The organism is Bradyrhizobium sp. 159 (assembly GCF_023073795.1).
In the GTDB taxonomy this organism is placed as follows: Bacteria; Pseudomonadota; Alphaproteobacteria; order Rhizobiales; family Xanthobacteraceae; genus Bradyrhizobium.
Genome location: NZ_JADPKE010000021.1, coordinates 1 through 16,341, shown reverse-complemented (window position 1 = coordinate 16,341; position 16,341 = coordinate 1). Strand labels below are relative to the sequence as shown.

The following is a 16,341-nucleotide window of genomic DNA, read 5'->3' as shown; positions in this document are numbered from 1 at the left end:
CGATGGTGCAGCCGGTCAGGCCGGCCGCCCCCTCATCTCGTAATGCTGATGATCGATGTCGTTGGCGAGCAGCCGCTCCGATTCTGCCAACGGCGCGGTGCGCGGCATCACCTCGACGCCCCATTCGGCCAGGATCTCGCAACCAAGCTCGAGCGCCGGCGCGATCTGATCGCGCACCGGCTGTGTCAGCGGGCCACCCCAATCCTCGAGGTCGAGGGGCTGGCAGCCGATCAATACGAGATGTCGCGGACAACGGCCAAGCAGGTCGGCCGCGCTGATGACCTCCTGGAAGCCGGTCTGGTGCAAGCTCATCTTCTTGGCGCCGGTGAAACGCGGCACCTCGTCGTCGCGAACGAGCTTCAACTGCCCGGGCTCGAGCCCATAGTCGATCGCGTCGAACACGATCAAACGATCCGCATCCTCCAGGTAGTTCACGAGGTAGAGCCCTTGCGTGCCGCCGTCGAGAATGGTGACGTTGTCGGGCACGGCGTAGCGGCGGTGGAATTTCTCCACCGCGCGCACGCCAAAGCCTTCGTCGGCCCACAGTATGTTGCCGATGCCGAGCACCAGGATGCGGTTTGCTTGCGAAGATGTCGGCATCGGTATCATTCCAGTTTCTCAGTCGCGGAATTGCCGCTCGCCGGAGATCATCGAGGAGACGATGCTCTGGCGCGACATGATGTCCTCACGGACCGCGGCGTAGATGTGCACCATCACGAACACGACCAGCGCCCACATGCCGAGATGATGCCAGGTGTGAACGTCCTGGCTGTTCGGCCAAATCGCGAACACCCAGCCGAACAGCTTGTGCTGCCAACTGTCGATACCCGCACCTTCCGAATAGAGCGCAAAGCCGGTAACGATCATGAACGCCACGAACAGCGTGAAGCCCGTGAACATCGCGGTCCGCGCCAGCGGGTTGTGGCCGACATACATCTTCGGCTCGCGCTCCAGGAACGCATACCAGCGGATTTCATGCAGCAGTTCCTTCCAGAAGTGCTTGCGATGCACCGGCAGATAGAAAATCTGCCGGGAATAGTGATTTCCGACGAAGGCCCACAGAATGCGGGCAAGGAAGAACACCGCCAGCACCTGCCCCGCCGCGAAATGGGCAAAGCGGATATAGCCCATCACGAAGTTCGCCGAGGCCTCCCCCTCGACCGACGGCAATGGCGTTCCGATCAGATAACCGGTCACCATCAGCACGATGATCGAGAACGCGTTCACCCAATGGCAGATCCGCACCGGCGCTTCGTAGACATAGACGGCGGGACGGCAGACCCCATGTTCGCCGGCCGCATCGGCCGCTATCGCGGAGAGGTCCGGCTCGGCTTCCGCCGGACGTGCAGCTACATCCATCATGGCGTTTCCCCCTGCTTCACCTGACCTTGACGCTGGCCATTTCCTGGCCGTCCGGACTCATGACATGCGTGGAGCAGGCCAGGCACGGATCGAAGGAATGGATCGTGCGCAGGATCTCCAAAGGCTGCTCGGGATTGACCATCGGGGTGTTCATCAGCGAGGCCTCGAATGCACCGATGTTCCCTTGCGGATCGCGCGGTGAGCCGTTCCAGGTGGTCGGCACCACGCACTGGTAATTGTCGATCTTGGTTTCCTTGATCTTGATCCAGTGCGCGAGTGCGCCGCGCGGCGCCTCGGTGAAGCCAAAACCCTTGGCCTCCTTCGGCCAGCTCTCCGGCTTCCACTTGTCGACGTTCGCGGTCGAGCTGTCGCCGGCCTTGATGTTGGCGACGAGCTTGTCCTGGAAGTAACGCATTTGTCGTCCGGCCCAGACCGACTCCAGCGCGCGCGCCGCCGTCCGACCGAGCGTCGAGAACAGCGCCGATAGCGGAAGGTCCATATCCTTCAGGAACTTGTCGACAGGATCCTTGAACTCGGCCTTGTTCTGCGCATAGCCCACCACCCAACGCGCCAGCGGGCCGACCTCCATGGCGTGACCCCGCCAGCGCGGCGCCTTGATCCATGAATATTTTCCGCCCTCATCGAGCTGCTCGATCGCGGTCTTGGTGCCTTTCGCATTGGGCCCCAGCACGTAGTTCGGCTCGGTTACGCCGTCCCAGGGATGCAGTCCCTTGGTTTCGTCGGGATATTTGTACCAGGAGTGAACCACGAACTCCTGGATCTCATCGGGGTTGGCATGATCGACGGGAAGCACCTCCGAGAGATTGCCTTTTATGATGGCGCCCCGCGGCAGCTTCAGGCTCTTGGAGGAGTAGTCGTTGGCGTGTTCCGGCACGTCGCCATAAGAGAGTACGCTCTTGCCGGAAAGACCGCCGCCGTAGAGCCAGTCCTTGTAGAACGAACCGATCGCCGCCACGTCGGGCAGGTAGACCTGCTCGTTGAACTCGATCAGGCGATCGATGATCGACGAGATCAGGTTCAGGCGCTCGATGTTGATGGCACCGACCGCGCCCGTGCCGTCGACGTTGATCGGAGAGGGCACGCCGCCCACGAGCCAGTTCGGATGCGGATTCTTGCCGCCGAAGATGGTTTGGATCTTGACGATCTCCTTCTGGAAATCGAGCGCCTCCAGATAGTGCGCGACCGCCATCAGATTGGCCTCAGGCGGCAGCTTGTAGGCCTTGCTGCCCCAATAGCCGTTCTTGAAGGGCCCCAACTGCCCCGACTCGAAGAACTTCTTGAGACGGGTTTGCAGGTCCTTGAAGTAACCTGGCGACGACAGCGGCCAGCTCGAGATCGACTGCGCGAGCGTCGAGGTTGCCCGCGGGTCGGCCGAAAGCGCGGAGACCAAATCGACCCAATCCAGCGCGTGCAGGTGATAGAAGTGAACGACGTGGTCGTGCACCTGCAAGGCAAGCTGCATCAGATTGCGGATCGAATTGGCGTTCTCCGGAATGGTGATCCCGAGCGCGTTCTCGACCGCGCGCACCGACGTCAGCGCGTGCGTGCCGGTGCAGACGCCGCAGATCCGTTCCGTGAACGCCCAGGCGTCGCGGGGATCGCGATCCTTCAGGATCACCTCGATCCCACGCCACATCGTGCCGCTGGAGACTGCGTTTCGGATGACGTTATCGGCGTCGACATTGACCTCGACGCGCATGTGACCTTCGATTCGGGTCACCGGATCGACGACGATGCGCTTGCCGGAATTGTCGCGATTGAAGCCGTTGGGAGTCTGGATACCCATGATTTTGTTACTCTTGGATCTCTTTGGCGCTTAGCTGGTGTGGTGCGCGTCTTCGCTCTTGCCGGCGAGCCGCTTCACCGCGGTCACCGCTGCATGCGCGGCGACTGCCGCACCGACGGCTCCGGCCGCCACCATGCCGATCTGGTCGGCGTTCTTCTCGATGCCGAACTGCTTGATGTTGGTGAGACGGTCGTAGAACGAACCCTTGTCCCAGAATCCGTCTTCCGAGCAGCCGATGCAGCCATGGCCCGACTGGATCGGGAAGGAGACGCCGCCATTCCAGCGCACGGTCGAGCAGGCGTTGTAGGTGGTCGGGCCCTTGCAGCCCATCTTGTAGAGACAATAGCCCTTGCGCGCCGCCTCGTCGTCCCACTCCTCGACGAACTGGCCGGCGTCGAAATGCGACCGCCGGTAGCACTTGTCGTGGATACGCTGCGAGTAAAACATCTTCGGCCGGCCCTGACGATCGAGCTCGGGCAATTTGCCGAAAGTGGTGATGAAGGTGATGACGCCGGTCATCACTTCAGCGATCGGGGGGCATCCCGGCACCTTGATGATCGGCTTGTTGGCGATGACCTTGTCGATGGGCGTCGCCTGCGTCGGATTGGGCTTGGCCGCCTGCACGCAGCCCCACGAGGCGCAAGCGCCCCAGGCGATGATCGCCATCGCATCCTCCGCCACCATCTTCAGCTTCTCGACGAACGGCTTGCCGCCGTGGATGCAGAACATGCCGCCTTCGTTCAGCGGCGGATTGCCTTCCACCGCGAGAATGTATTGCCCTTTGTGCTTGGCGCGGGTCTCTTCGAGGATCGCCTCCGCCTGGTGGCCTGCGGCCGCCATGATTGTGCCGTCATAGTCGAGCGAGATCATCGAGAGCACGGCATCCTTCACCAGCGGGTGCGCGGAACGAATGAAGCTCTCGGAACAGCAGGTGCATTCGAGGCCGTGCATCCAGATCACCGGCACGCGCGGCTTGGTCTCGAGCGCGTTCGCGATGCGGCTCGCCCCCAGGGGCCCGAGGCCGAGACTCGTCGCAGTCAGGCTGCAAAATTTGTGAAAGCTCCGACGCGTGATACCTTGTCGCCTGATCACGCTGTAAAACGTTTCCGTCGCCGCGCCCATGAATCGTCCCGCCTCGGCTTTGACTTGTCTATGACGCCAAGGACAGCAAGAAGCAGGCCAAGCACCGGGAGCGTAAGGAAAGTAGAGTGATACCAAATTGTTGCAGATTTGAATTGCTCGAATTGCGGTGCGCGCGCATGCCCCGACCGAGAAAACGGAAACCATTCGATTTCAGGCGACAACGAAGTTTCCGTCCCCGCGCGAGAGACCACTCAATGCGCGGCGCACACCATCCAGGGATCGAACGAGCGCACGACGTTGGATGGCGACCGAGCGTGCGCCGGCGCCGCCGACATCAGTGCCGATCAGCGCCTGCTCCAGCGGGCCGCCGACATCGGCCGGCTGGAAGGCCAGACTATGCGGCCATTTCCCGGCGAAGATACCCATAGGTTCGAGCAGCCGCGCCCGCGCCGGCAAGACATCGCGTGCCGCAGGCCGCGCGTCGCTGCGAAACGGTCCCGTGTCTCCTCATGCCAGGAGTGCGCGGCACAGGCCTCGCGAGCGAAGTCCGGCATGAAGAAGATGTAGAAGTGCGTGAGATGATCGGCGGCCTTCTCCGCCTCATGCGCGAGATTGGTGGCGAGAATCCCGTTCGGCGCGACCTCGGCCGCCATCGCATCGCGAAGAGCGACAGCCGCGGCGACCGACTGCGAGACCGAGCAGATGCCGCAGATCCGCGGCGCCAGCGCCCGCGCTTCGATGGGCGGACGCGCCTCCAGGATCTGCTCGAAGCCGCCACAGCGGCGCCGTCACCTCCGCGCGCATGGCCCGCCCACTCTCGACATCGAGGCCAACTTCGAGATCGCCCTCGACGCGTTGAGGGGACCATCGTGAAGCGCGTCATGGCGTGCGCTTGGCCGTCGGGCGGCCGGGCAGCACGACAGCGGTCGCATTCAGCCGCACCCGGCCGCGGCGTCGCCGACTTCGACAGAGCCGCGAGCGCCACGAACGAGGTCTTAGGCATGTCGGTCGGAAGTCGACCGGAATGCCGGCAAGCTTTGCGGATGTCTCTCTCCACAGTGAAACGCGAAGCGACTTGCTCCGGCGCGACCTCCCTCGGTACATCTGGTGCGTACGCGCGATGTTGGAAAGACAATCAATCTTCGACTTGCTTTTTGACGCGACAGATCTTCTTCAACGGAGCCACGTGCCCGAGCCGGCTTATCGGCCCGATATGTGCAGTTTTCGCTTCGCTGGCGAGCACGCCTGAATTCCAACAGCGCAAAGCGAAGGCGCCTCCGAACAGACACGTGGACAAACGTTGGAATGGCTCATCGCCCACTTGGATGAATTTCAAGCAGGGCGAGGGCCGGCGCGACTCCGGTTCGCACTCCACGCCCGTGCTGCCGTCCGCAAGCCCTGTCCTGACGCCTCAGTGAGCGAACAGAGCGCAGCGGCTATACTCAACATACGAGAGGCGGTGATCGGCTTTCGAGCGGGCGCTAATGAATAACTAGGCCAAAGGGGCGACACCTTATGCTCTTAAGAAGTTGGAACGCGGCCCTGGGCCTCAGCGGGGTCAATGCCTAGATCTCGTGATCTGCGGCAGCCGCTTTATCGGCAAGGTCCTCGCGAACCGACGCACTATGTCGCCGCGGGGCAGTGTCTAGCGCACCCTCAACGCGCCCCTCGCCGGCACATATCGCCGCGGCTTAGCCCAGAGTATAGTATGCAGAGGCGTGGCTTGCCCCATCAATGCTTGCCTGTAGAGACCGTTCGGGCCTCGGCTGATCCGAACTCCTCTTCAATCGCGGGACACACCAACTGCACGTCCGGCTCGAAGACGAAGCCGCGTAGCACAAGCGTCATTTCAGCTTGATCTGGACGTCACCACGTCAGAATGCCTTCGCCAATGCCGAAGCCGCACGACTTTCCGGTCGCGTTAGTGTCGAGATCGCAGCAATGACCAGAACAAAAATTTAGCTGTCGGTGAAGCTCCACTGTCACATTCAACGGGTCCTAGTCATTGTATTCGTTTTGGGCACAGCTGAGCCACTGACCGCCACCTCAAAACTAAACATCGTTACCGTCTTGATGGACCATCAGGAGGCTGGGACATGCTGGGCCCTCATCGTTTGATTCTAAGTTTTCAGGATTTTGCGCCATGTCATATCCACCCTCTCAAACCAAGCTGCATGCTGTGCTGAAAGGTGCTCTGGAGGATGCTGTCCGGATGGTGCCTGAAGCAAAGCGGACGTCTTCATTGAAGGCTTGCCTCGCCGAGAAGGTTCTAACTCTGGCCGCGCGGGGCGAGAGCAATCCAACGATCCTAACTCGTCTCGCCGCGCTGACAGTGCAGAAATCCTGCCATGGCTGTTACGGATGTGAAAGGTGGTAGTCGCACGGGGGAGCCCGCGAGGCGCGAATTGATTAATTTGAACTGGAAGGCCGGGCTTTCTGGCGTCACAGTAGCGCGGTTGGCGATACGCTTTTCGCTGACGTGATGGGAGACTCGTTCACTATGTCATAGCGTCCGCGTGACCCAGTAGCGGCCACCCACGCCGAGGCCAAACTTAACGCATATAAAATATGACAGAACTTCCTTCGATCTGTAAAGCGCCACTGCCTCGCTTCGGGAATGTCGTTTTCGCGACACATGAGCGTGCATTGAAACACGACCGCGTCGGAATCGAACACAACACACATTTGCCGAATACCGGAGTGCACATGCAGGGAGGACCAGACTTTGATGACGGAAACGGTCGCCTTGATCACGCAGGCGAATACTACCCAAGAGCCTAAGTACTGTTCGCTCGAAACGTCGGCTGGTTCTGCGACGTGATATCCGCGAAGATCCGCAGCATCCCGCACAATGGCGCTCGCGTCGGTGTAGATGGGCTCCGTCGCAGAGATGGACCCGCGAGGGCCATCGCCGCAATCCTTCAGTCGAGCTTCGCTGGGATCGCTCCAACCGCAATTTAAACTTGCGTAGGCGGACGCGAGCGCGAAAAGGCCCCTGGGAGAAGCGCGCGATCGAAGTCCTCGAGGATGGTGCTCGCAGGTACAGCTGGTTATGATCGGCGGAAAGAGTTGCTGTGCAACGCTCCAGCAGCAGCCGTCACCTGTAGCGGGCAAGATCAACGCATGAACAGCACCTCTTCACCAGTCAATGCGATCGCAGCCGAGCTTGGCCGCCTCGATCCCGCATACGCGCCGACGCCACTCCTGAACCTTCCGACGCTTGCGGAGCGGCTCGGAGTGGCGCAGGTGCTAGCGAAAGACGAGGGCCGCCGCATGCTCGGCAGCTTCAAGTCGCTTGGTGGCACCTATGCCGGGTTGCGCGCGCTCGCCCGGGCCTCGCGCATGCAGTTGGCCGACCTTCTCGCGGCCCGACCTAAGGGGCAGCCGACCCTGGTCTGCGCCAGTGACGGTAATCACGGGCTCGCGGTAGCTGCCGCCGCGCGCTTTGCCGGGGCGCCCGCCCGCGTGTTCCTGCACGAGGGCGTGCCGAACGCGCGCGCGCGCCGCATCGAGAATCAGGGTGCCGAGATCGTCTGGGTGCCGGGCACCTACGACAATGCAGTTGATGCGGCCGCAGCCGCGGCCTGCCAGGGCGCCGGCATTCTTGTCGCCGACACGACCGACGAACCGAACGATCCCATCGTTTGCGACGTCATGGCGGGATACGGCGTTACGGCGGCGGAAATCCGCGATCAAGTAGACTTCGCCGGCCATGGGCGTCCGACACACGTCTTTATACAAGCTGGTGTCGGCGGACTCGCCGCTGCCATCGCCGAGGGCCTCTCGGGCTGGCTGGCACCTCCGGGATGCATCGTGACGGTCGAGCCGGAAACCGCCGCGTGTCTTGCGCCCGCGCTCGCGGCCGGTCACCCGATTCGGGTGATGGGCGATCTCCGAACATCCGCGGAGATGCTCTCCTGCGGCCAGGCGAGTGCGCCCGCCGTTGCGGTGCTCAGGCGTCACGGCGCTCGGGCCATCACCGTGCCCGAGGCGGAATTGGTGGATGCTGTTCGCGTACTCTCCGCCCATGATGGCCTCGCCACCACGCCGTCCGGTGCAGCGGGCCTGGCGGGTGCTATGGCTGCCCTCGCAGACCCGAGCCATACAAGCGATCTCGGACTCGACCGGTCGAGCCGCATTCTCGTCCTCCTCACCGAATGCGCCTGGGAGGACCGAACGTGAGCACCGCGATCTTCGCTCCTAGTTCGACTTGCATCCTCTCAGTGAGGCCATGTCTGGCAGGCTCGAGGCTTCATGATTTAGATCATCGGCGGTCCGTCTCCGGCTCCGGAACCAGCGGCGCGCCCCCGACGGAAACCGGCCCTTCTGGTTTAGGCGGGCGAGTGGCTCTTGTAGTCGGCTTTGATGCGGCCTGGGCTGCCGGCGGACGAATATCTGCAGGAAGAGGCGCAGCAATGTTCTGCAGAGACTCAATTCTTGAGGTCAGGGCTGCGATTTGATCTAACATCCGTTTCAAATCGGCTTGCTGCGCATCGATGTTGCGGTTAAGCGCTGAAATCTCCTCGCTCACCTCCTGTTGCCCCGACCGGATCTCCGAAAGCGCTGCCTTGTCTTCAGGTGACAACGCCGGCATTGGGACGACTTCACGTGCCGTTAACGCCTCGATCATTCGGTCGATATGGGGCCAGTAAAATGCACCCCCAACGCATAGCCCGATGAAGACGGCGATAAATCCAAAAACCCACGGAGGGCGTCTTGATGACTTCTGCAAGACGGGCGGCAACTCCGAACCGTTCGCTTGATCAATCACATTCATCATTCTTTCTCTCGATCTATAATAGCTCTCGTTGCCGAGATAATAGATGACGGTCAAGAGCGTCCATGTGAAAGTAATTGGCATGCGCACAAAGATATCGGGAAAGATCATGCCGCTTCAGCGTCCATCTCGTTCAACAAATCGATGTTTTACCGCGCCAACAGGCACTCGGCGCATTAACGCTGCACAGGCAATGAAAAAACGCACGATACGATCGCGGCCATAGCTCTAAGTACACTCGCGGTGGCGCGGGCTCCTCCGCACAGGCCGCAATCTGCGGGCGCTCTATCGAAAGATAAACAAGCACGCTCGCAGAAGGCGGGCTCAGCTTCTCAGATCAACTCTGCGCCTGAATGGATGGCTTTAGCGCGCTTCACCATCTAAATCCTGCTGGTCCGCCATGGAGCAAACAGGAGAGCCTGCGGCAGCGATCAGGTTGAAATCGGGCGAGAGCCGATCTCGACATACTCGGAGTTTTAATATGCGAGGCCAGACAGCCGCTGGGACAGTCCGACGTCGACGAGGCGTCCGACGACGATCCCGTGCGAATACCGTTCGATGATCTCGTCGACTTCGCATTCGAGTGCAGCCAATGCCTCGCCAAGCAAGGGCACGCCACTGGCACCTCTCGTCCAGGAGAAACCGTCGAAACGCTCTTTGCCTTTGAATCGGCCATTACTGAAGCGTTCGGCAATGTCGCGTTGATCCGCGCCAAGGATATTCGCTCCAAAGGTCCTGTGGCGCGCAATTAGAGAAAACGAGGAGGCTTGCCTGTTGATGTTGACGAGAAGCTGCGGAGGATCGACGCTGAGCGAGGTAACCCGTTGAAGTTTGCGGGGACCCAGCGCGGCCCCTCGATCTTTGTCTGGCTTTTCACAGCCGTGTACGAAAGAAGACATCGCGCGCCGTGGCGCATGGCGAGCTGTTTCAAAGCGTAATCAGGCGGTTCAACGCGTGGGGAGCGCTGGCATGGTCGTTGCTCTCGCAGCCGGCAACAACGGCGCTGGCTACTCCCCTTCTGGCGCGCGAGGAATGGTGCAATATGAGCTTGGTAAGATCATTGGAAAGTGCGGAAGTTGATGCCTTCTATACGTTCGATGAGGGGCGTCTTGCATCCGTCACGCGCGAATTCACCGAGCATTTCTCAGGACGCGTGCTGTATGCGGTGAAGGCGAATCCGTTGCCCAAAATTCTTCACGCGGTCTCTCGCGCTGGAGTGGCCGGATTCGACGTGGCGTCGCTGGCCGAAGCCCGCCTTGTCCATTCGACTGTTCCCCGGGCCTGTTCATGGTTCATGAATCCCGTGAAATCTCGTCGCGATATCGAACGGACGTTCCGAGATCTGGGGGTTCGCGACTATGTCATCGATTGCGAAGCCGAGCTGCGGAAGCTCCTTGAGGTGCTGCCGTCGCATGATCCGGAAATACGAATCTACGTCCGGTTCAAGTGTAGCGGGACGTGCGCCATCTTAGACTTAAACGGCAAGTTTGGTGTCTCGCCCGCCGAAGCGAGCCGTCTGCTGGGTCTCGTCAACGCGCAATCGCGCTGGACCACGGGCTTGGCCTTTCACCCAGGTTCCCAAACGATCGTTGTCGATCCGTACCTGCATGGCATTCGGGCGGCCGTCGACATTATTGAAGCTGTTTCTCCGGCTCCCACGGCGCTCGATATTGGTGGCGGCTTTCCCGGCCATTATCTGAACGTCCCCTATAACTCTCCCTTGAGCATGCTCTCCGACATCACGAAACTTGTGCGCGAAACGGATGCACTGAAGCGTGTTGAACTCTTGTGTGAGCCCGGACGAGCACTGGTTCATGATAGCATCTCTTTGTTTTGCCGGGTGATCTTAAGAAAAGACGGGGCGCTCTACTGCGGCGCGGGCATCTACAGCGGGCTCTCACCTGCCCGGCAATATTTTCTGCTCCCCGCCCGTGCTTGGCGTGGGGGACGGCCGATCCAGACTGAGGAGTGGCAGGACTTCATCATCTTCGGCCCAACTTGCGACGGCACGGACAGGCTTGGATTCTCGTATTCACTGCCACGCGATTTGCACGAAGGCGATTGGATTGAATTCCAGAATGTGGGCGCCTATACGCAAATGGCGAGATTCAACGGGTTCTCGGTCGATAAGATCGTGGCTGTAGGGCAGGATGAACTTACCGTGTTGCCCGCCGCGTAGTTGCTCATGAACATACTAATCAGGTGAATTCTAAAGTTCGCCACATAAAGTCTGGTGGGCTTTGTGGTGGCAGAAGTTGGCGATGTCTCGTTTTGTAACCAGAGCGAACTGGCATAGAATGAGCCAGTGCATGGCGAAGCGGTAGGGCCTCGTGACCTCGCAGTGGCAATATCAAGTTAGGTTTGATGTCCGCGATACTGCGGTAGCGGAATCAATACGTCGAAATTTTCGCGATCCGGCACTGAGGCCTCTATTCGATATACTCACGGCGCATGGTGCGGCACCGAAATGTCAGTTCGACGCCTTTGCGGAGTATGTCGCCGCGGCAGAGGAAAACGGCGTCAAAGTTATCCGCTCTATCGGTGGACGAAGGCAACGATCGAAGATCCGAAGAAGAAGGAAAAATATCTGAAATCCTTTACGCTCTACGTGGATGATCAAGAGGTCTATGAAAGGGAGATTGCTGACGCGCTAGAAGCGGACTTGCAGCCGGTCGCCCGTAGCGGGATCATCAGTCAAATATCTAAGTTCGACAGCAATCCTGCCAACAATCCTCAACCGCCAGAACGCTCCCGCGAGTGAGGCTAGCTCGCTATGCGGGTGAGTTGAGACGACCGCTCCTGGGCCCATCGCGACATTTTGCGCTGGGTGTATGGGTACCTCACACCCGTTTTGCCTTTAGAGCGTTTCACATTTTGACTGAAGCATAACCAGCGTTAGCGAAGTAGTTGGCGCATTCGCGAGGCTGGATGTCCTGGACGAGGTGACCGATGTGGCGCCAAGTATCCTCGATGGTGCGCTTCTGAGCCTGCCGCATCCAGTGTTTGATCTTGGAGAAAGCCTGTTCGATCGGGTTGAGGTCGGGCGAGTATGGCAGCAGGTACCAGAGCCTGGCGCCAGCAGTCTGGATCATCTGCCTGACAGCTTTCGACTTGTGGCTTCCGAGATTGTCGAGAATGACGATGTCGCCTTCGCGCAGAGTTGGCAGGAGCAGGTGCTCTATATAAGCGCGGAAGCATTCGCCGTTGATCGGGCCGTCGAAGACGCAGGGCGCCGTGAGTTGGTCATGGCGGAGCGCGCCGAGGAATGTGAGGGTGCGCCAGTGACCGTGCGGCGCGAAGCCGCGCAGGCGAGCCCCTTTGGGGCCCCAGCCCCGCAAAGGGGCCATGTTGGTCTTGATCCAGGTCTCATCGATGAAGACGAGCCGGCCCGGATCGAGCCCGGCCTGCCAGGATCGCCAGCGCTGGCGCACGAGAGACGTCGGCGCGAGCCTGTTCGAGGGCGAACAGTGTTTTTTTTGAACCGAAGCCCTTCCCGGCGCAGGAACAGCCAGACCGCGTTGTGCGAGACCTTGACCCCGCGGGCTGCCAGTTCCGCCTTCAGACCATGTAGCGTCAGGTGCGGCGTCTGAGTGATCCGCTCGACGATGAAGGCGCGGTGCGAATCAAGCACAGGTTTGCGATGCCCGCCCATCTTGCCGGGCACAACCGAGCCCGTCGCCCGCTGGCGCTGGGACCACTTCACAACCGACGAGACCGCAACACCAAACCGTCCCGCCACAGACCGGCAGCTCTCGCCCGCCAAAACAGACGCCACCACACGCTCGCGAAGATCCAGGGAAAGAGGTCGGGTCATGCGATGCTGGCCTCCAATCCAGTCAGCATCTTGAATCACAAACCGCCAAAAACCGGAATCCCCTCCGATTCAATTAAGCAATGAAACGCTCTAGGCAAAGTTAAGCTAGCCGATCGAGAGATGACGAATCGCGGTCTATAAGAACGGGCGTTATCTGCGCGAGTCTAACAGCGAGCCATTTGACCAGAATCATGAGCGAGGAGCCACGGCTCCCTATGCCGGAATTTACCGGTGCATGGGCTGGCATCGCGAGATCGGCTTCGTAGCGGACCACGTCTTACCGCCACAAGGACATCATACGCACGCGGTGCATTTTTCAAGCGTGACCACCCGGTTCGCAGACTTACTCGGAAATACAAGGAATATTGATTTTGGCGACTGAGTGGGCCTATCTTTTCGACTTTGCAAGCCTAACAGCCTGCATTGAACGCGGCGGCATTTTCGCGGCGAGCTTAGAGCAAGCGCATCAGCTGTCAGCCGTTTCATAATTGCGATGGAATTGGTGGGTAATTCTTTGGAATGCGTGGACTTCTGATCGTTTTTGTGGCGCTTACAATAGTGTTGGCGGCACGCGGCCGACACCAAGATGGCTTTGTGCCGCGGCTGACCGCGTCCATGCCGCCAGTCAACGTGCCCTAGTCTTATGATCGTGCTCGAGTAGCGCGACCATTTGACTTTCCGCTGACAGACCCGGGCAGCCGGCTTTCCCGCAGCCCCGCTCTTCCGGGGGACAACCCGCGTCATATCCGCGCCTGTGCCCAATGTGAGCGGCGTCTTACCATCCGGCGGTGAGCCAAGCGCATCTGTCGGACGCGCGTTTCTATGAACCAGCCACAGCGAGCTTCACGACAGTCGCTGATGACCGGGCTCATCTTGCATGAGCCTAGGATTTGGGACATTTGCACTCTATGTCACTCGTTCGGACGGGCTTCGGGTACCGAAGCCTGTCGCCGCCTATTTCGATACGTCACATTTTGACGTAAGGTGCGATTCAAGCGCCTTAGATAGCTTGTCGTGTGAGACTTTTCGGACGACTCGGTTGTGTCGCAGGTAATCCGAGGCGCACAGTATGTGTACGATGTCCAACATGAATCCTATCAAGCTCCAAAGCTAAAGACGCGCCCAAAGCACAAGGCAGCATCTTAAGTCTAGCTTTAAGGTCACGTGGCGAATGCAAGTCGATGTGTTCGGCGCCGAAGGTCGGCGGCGATGGAGTTGCGACGAGAAGGTTCGTCATGTCGGATGGACCTTGCAGGCTGGCGAGACGGTCTGCGGCGTCGCGCGCCGGTACGGGGTGGCTCACAGCCTGCTGTTCACCAGGCTTCGACAAGTGCACCAGGGGCGACCGGGCGGAGATTCCGTGCAGCTCTTGTTCCTGTCGAGATCACAACTACGCTGACTCCGGTATTGATCAGCACGCCGCCACCGGCGTCTTCACAGCTCGCCCATCGCTTCAGGATTTAGTTGAACGCCTTGGCCAGGTCATGGCCGCCGGACAGTTTGGCGAGCTGTTTGCGCATATAGACCTATCGCGATGCCGGCATGCCCTTTCGCGCAAACCGGGGCATCGGCGCGCACGCTGTCTGGAGCACGGGCGATCCGCCCAGCAGCGACTTCGGCGCGCAAAGGTGATCTGATACTGGACGAGGTGCCGAACGATCTGCGCTAGCTCTCGCAGCCAGCGTTGCCTGGCCTCGAGTTGCTGAGTATCGGATCATCGATCAAGCGGAGCGATACCTCCAATTCCCGACCTCCGCGTTAGGTTCTAAACGCATCGCAATCTTAGAACGAAATCAGCCGACGATTCTCATTTGAACCGGCACCAGATCGGCGGGCCTTTACCATCTCGAATTTAGGGCAGAGGAATTGAACATGACATTAGGTCGAGAGACAGAGCCATACGACTCACTCAGAAGAAGAACGACGCTCGGCGGCAAACTCGAAGAGGTGATTTGGGGCAGCCCCACAGAGATCCCGCGGGCCCAGCCGATTTTCCTGCTACAAACACTTGTTCCCCAAAAAATCGGTCCTATTTCAGCTGCGCCTGCATTGGCACTCGCAGGCAGCGATTGCTAGCAATCGTGAAATTTTCAACGCGTGTAAATGCTTAGGAGATCTGTATGGAATTCCGTCCGCTTCACGACCGGGTCGTGGTCAAGCGCATCGACGCAGAAGAAAAGACCGCTGGCGGCATCATCATTCCGGACACTGCCAAGGAAAAGCCTTCGCAAGGTGAAGTCATCGCCGTCGGCCCCGGAGGCCGCGACGAGAGTGGCAAGCTGATCCCGATCGACGTCCTGGTCGGCGACCGCGTCCTGTTCGGCAAGTGGTCAGGCACCGAGGTCAAGATCGACGGCCAAGAGCTGTTGATCATGAAGGAGAGCGACATCCTGGGCGTTCTCACGGACGCGTCCGCCAAGAAGAAGGCCGCCTAAACCATCGCTCGCACCGCTCATCCTGAGGAGCGCCTGCTGGGCGTCGCCAAGGGTGAGACCAAGTAAAACATTCAGGAAAACCCACATGTCAGCCAAAGAAGTCAAGTTCGGCGTAGACGCCCGCGACCGCATGTTGCGCGGCGTCGAAATTCTCAACAACGCGGTAAAGGTCACGCTCGGCCCCAAGGGCCGCAACGTCGTGCTCGACAAGTCGTTCGGCGCTCCCCGCATCACCAAGGACGGCGTCACCGTCGCCAAGGAGATCGAGCTCGACGACAAGTTCGAGAACATGGGTGCGCAGATGGTGCGCGAAGTCGCCTCCAAGTCCGCCGATGCGGCCGGCGACGGCACCACCACCGCAACGGTGCTTGCCGCTGCGATCGTTCGTGAAGGCGCCAAGTCGGTTGCCGCCGGCATGAACCCGATGGACCTGAAACGTGGTATCGACCTGGCCGTGGAAGCCGTGGTCGCCGACCTCGTCAAGAACTCCAAGAAGGTTACCTCGAACGACGAAATCGCCCAGGTCGGCACCATTTCCGCCAACGGCGACGCCGAGATCGGCAAGTTCCTCTCCGACGCCATGAAGAAGGTCGGCAACGAGGGCGTGATCACCGTCGAGGAAGCCAAGTCGCTCGAGACCGAGCTCGACGTGGTCGAGGGCATGCAGTTCGACCGCGGCTACATCTCGCCCTACTTCGTCACCAACGCGGACAAGATGCGCGTTGAGATGGACGACGCCTATATCCTCATCAACGAGAAGAAGCTCTCCTCGCTGAACGAGCTGCTGCCGCTGCTCGAGGCCGTGGTGCAGACCGGCAAGCCGCTGATCATCGTCGCCGAGGACGTGGAAGGTGAAGCCCTCGCGACCCTGGTCGTGAACCGCCTGCGCGGTGGTCTGAAGGTCGCGGCCGTCAAGGCTCCGGGCTTCGGCGATCGCCGCAAGGCCATGCTGCAGGACATCGCAATCCTGACCGGCGGCCAGGCGATCTCGGAAGACCTCGGCATCAAGCTCGAGAACGTCACGCTCAACATGCTCGGTCGCGCCAAGAAGGTGATGATCGAC

General features: G+C 60.2%; 11 protein-coding genes and 3 pseudogenes. 5 read left to right on the top strand and 9 right to left on the bottom strand.

Features of this window, described 5'->3' with window-relative positions; translation table 11 throughout:
• Positions 1-15: 15 nt before the first annotated feature.
• From IVA96_RS04230 to IVA96_RS04205, 6 genes and pseudogenes are all read right to left on the bottom strand, one after another.
• A complete protein-coding gene (locus tag IVA96_RS04230; RefSeq protein WP_247335157.1) occupies positions 16-600 on the bottom strand; it encodes a HyaD/HybD family hydrogenase maturation endopeptidase in 585 nt (194 codons plus the stop codon).
• Positions 601-618: 18 nt separating this feature from the next.
• On the bottom strand, positions 619-1,362 hold the full coding sequence (cybH, locus tag IVA96_RS04225) for a Ni/Fe-hydrogenase, b-type cytochrome subunit (protein ID WP_247415484.1): 744 nt from the start codon (positions 1,360-1,362) through the stop codon (positions 619-621).
• Between the two features lie 16 nt (positions 1,363-1,378).
• Entirely contained in the window at positions 1,379-3,169 is a 1,791-nt protein-coding gene (locus IVA96_RS04220; protein ID WP_247415482.1) for a nickel-dependent hydrogenase large subunit, read from the bottom strand.
• A 30-nt stretch (positions 3,170-3,199) separates the two neighbouring features.
• Positions 3,200-4,291 (bottom strand): hydrogenase small subunit, encoded by a 1,092-nt coding sequence (locus IVA96_RS04215; protein WP_247415480.1) that lies wholly within the window; start codon positions 4,289-4,291, stop codon positions 3,200-3,202.
• 339 nt (positions 4,292-4,630) lie between these two features.
• Positions 4,631-5,135: pseudogene (locus IVA96_RS04210) on the bottom strand (nickel-dependent hydrogenase large subunit); the annotation flags it as partial.
• Positions 5,132-5,296 (bottom strand): annotated as a pseudogene (locus IVA96_RS04205) (HupU protein); the annotation flags it as partial. The pseudogenes IVA96_RS04205 and IVA96_RS04210, both read right to left, overlap by 4 nt.
• Before the next feature lie 2,079 nt (positions 5,297-7,375).
• Between IVA96_RS04205 and IVA96_RS04200 the strand changes: the two are divergent.
• Positions 7,376-8,434, top strand: coding sequence for a pyridoxal-phosphate dependent enzyme (locus tag IVA96_RS04200; protein WP_247415478.1), 1,059 nt, complete (start codon positions 7,376-7,378; stop codon positions 8,432-8,434).
• An 82-nt stretch (positions 8,435-8,516) separates the two neighbouring features.
• Here IVA96_RS04200 and IVA96_RS04195 read toward each other — a convergent pair whose 3' ends face one another.
• Positions 8,517-9,140, bottom strand: coding sequence for a hypothetical protein (locus IVA96_RS04195; protein WP_247415476.1), 624 nt, complete (start codon positions 9,138-9,140; stop codon positions 8,517-8,519).
• 365 nt (positions 9,141-9,505) lie between these two features.
• Positions 9,506-9,928 (bottom strand): flavin reductase family protein, encoded by a 423-nt coding sequence (locus tag IVA96_RS04190; protein WP_083926464.1) that lies wholly within the window; start codon positions 9,926-9,928, stop codon positions 9,506-9,508.
• Between the two features lie 8 nt (positions 9,929-9,936).
• On the opposite strand from IVA96_RS04190, the gene IVA96_RS04185 reads away from it, so the two are divergent.
• Both IVA96_RS04185 and IVA96_RS04180 read left to right on the top strand, forming a co-directional pair.
• Positions 9,937-11,208, top strand: a complete 1,272-nt coding sequence (locus tag IVA96_RS04185) for an alanine racemase (RefSeq protein WP_018457197.1) — start codon at positions 9,937-9,939, stop codon at positions 11,206-11,208.
• Positions 11,209-11,496: 288 nt separating this feature from the next.
• On the top strand, positions 11,497-11,790 hold the full coding sequence (locus IVA96_RS04180) for a hypothetical protein (RefSeq protein WP_346015486.1): 294 nt from the start codon (positions 11,497-11,499) through the stop codon (positions 11,788-11,790).
• A 106-nt stretch (positions 11,791-11,896) separates the two neighbouring features.
• Here the strand turns inward: IVA96_RS04180 and IVA96_RS04175 are convergent.
• A pseudogene (locus IVA96_RS04175) lies at positions 11,897-12,843 on the bottom strand (IS630 family transposase).
• A 2,120-nt stretch (positions 12,844-14,963) separates the two neighbouring features.
• Between IVA96_RS04175 and groES the strand changes: the two are divergent.
• Both groES and groEL read left to right on the top strand, forming a co-directional pair.
• Positions 14,964-15,278 (top strand): co-chaperone GroES, encoded by a 315-nt coding sequence (gene groES / locus IVA96_RS04170; protein WP_247277985.1) that lies wholly within the window; start codon positions 14,964-14,966, stop codon positions 15,276-15,278.
• A gap of 85 nt (positions 15,279-15,363) precedes the next feature.
• The coding region (groEL, locus tag IVA96_RS04165) for a chaperonin GroEL (protein ID WP_247415474.1) at positions 15,364-16,341 on the top strand (978 nt) is incomplete at its 3' end.

Excerpts from the sequence above, each read along its gene's own strand:
- IVA96_RS04230 (WP_247335157.1), bottom strand. The coding sequence starts at position 600 with ATGCCGACATCTTCGCAAGCAAACCGCATCCTGGTGCTCGGCATCGGC.
- cybH (WP_247415484.1), bottom strand. The coding sequence starts at position 1,362 with ATGATGGATGTAGCTGCACGTCCGGCGGAAGCCGAGCCGGACCTCTCC.
- IVA96_RS04220 (WP_247415482.1), bottom strand. The coding sequence starts at position 3,169 with ATGGGTATCCAGACTCCCAACGGCTTCAATCGCGACAATTCCGGCAAG.
- IVA96_RS04215 (WP_247415480.1), bottom strand. The coding sequence starts at position 4,291 with ATGGGCGCGGCGACGGAAACGTTTTACAGCGTGATCAGGCGACAAGGT.
- IVA96_RS04200 (WP_247415478.1), top strand. The coding sequence starts at position 7,376 with ATGAACAGCACCTCTTCACCAGTCAATGCGATCGCAGCCGAGCTTGGC.
- IVA96_RS04195 (WP_247415476.1), bottom strand. The coding sequence starts at position 9,140 with ATGATCTTTCCCGATATCTTTGTGCGCATGCCAATTACTTTCACATGG.
- IVA96_RS04190 (WP_083926464.1), bottom strand. The coding sequence starts at position 9,928 with ATGTCTTCTTTCGTACACGGCTGTGAAAAGCCAGACAAAGATCGAGGG.
- IVA96_RS04180 (WP_346015486.1), top strand. The coding sequence starts at position 11,497 with ATGTCAGTTCGACGCCTTTGCGGAGTATGTCGCCGCGGCAGAGGAAAA.
- groES (WP_247277985.1), top strand. The coding sequence starts at position 14,964 with ATGGAATTCCGTCCGCTTCACGACCGGGTCGTGGTCAAGCGCATCGAC.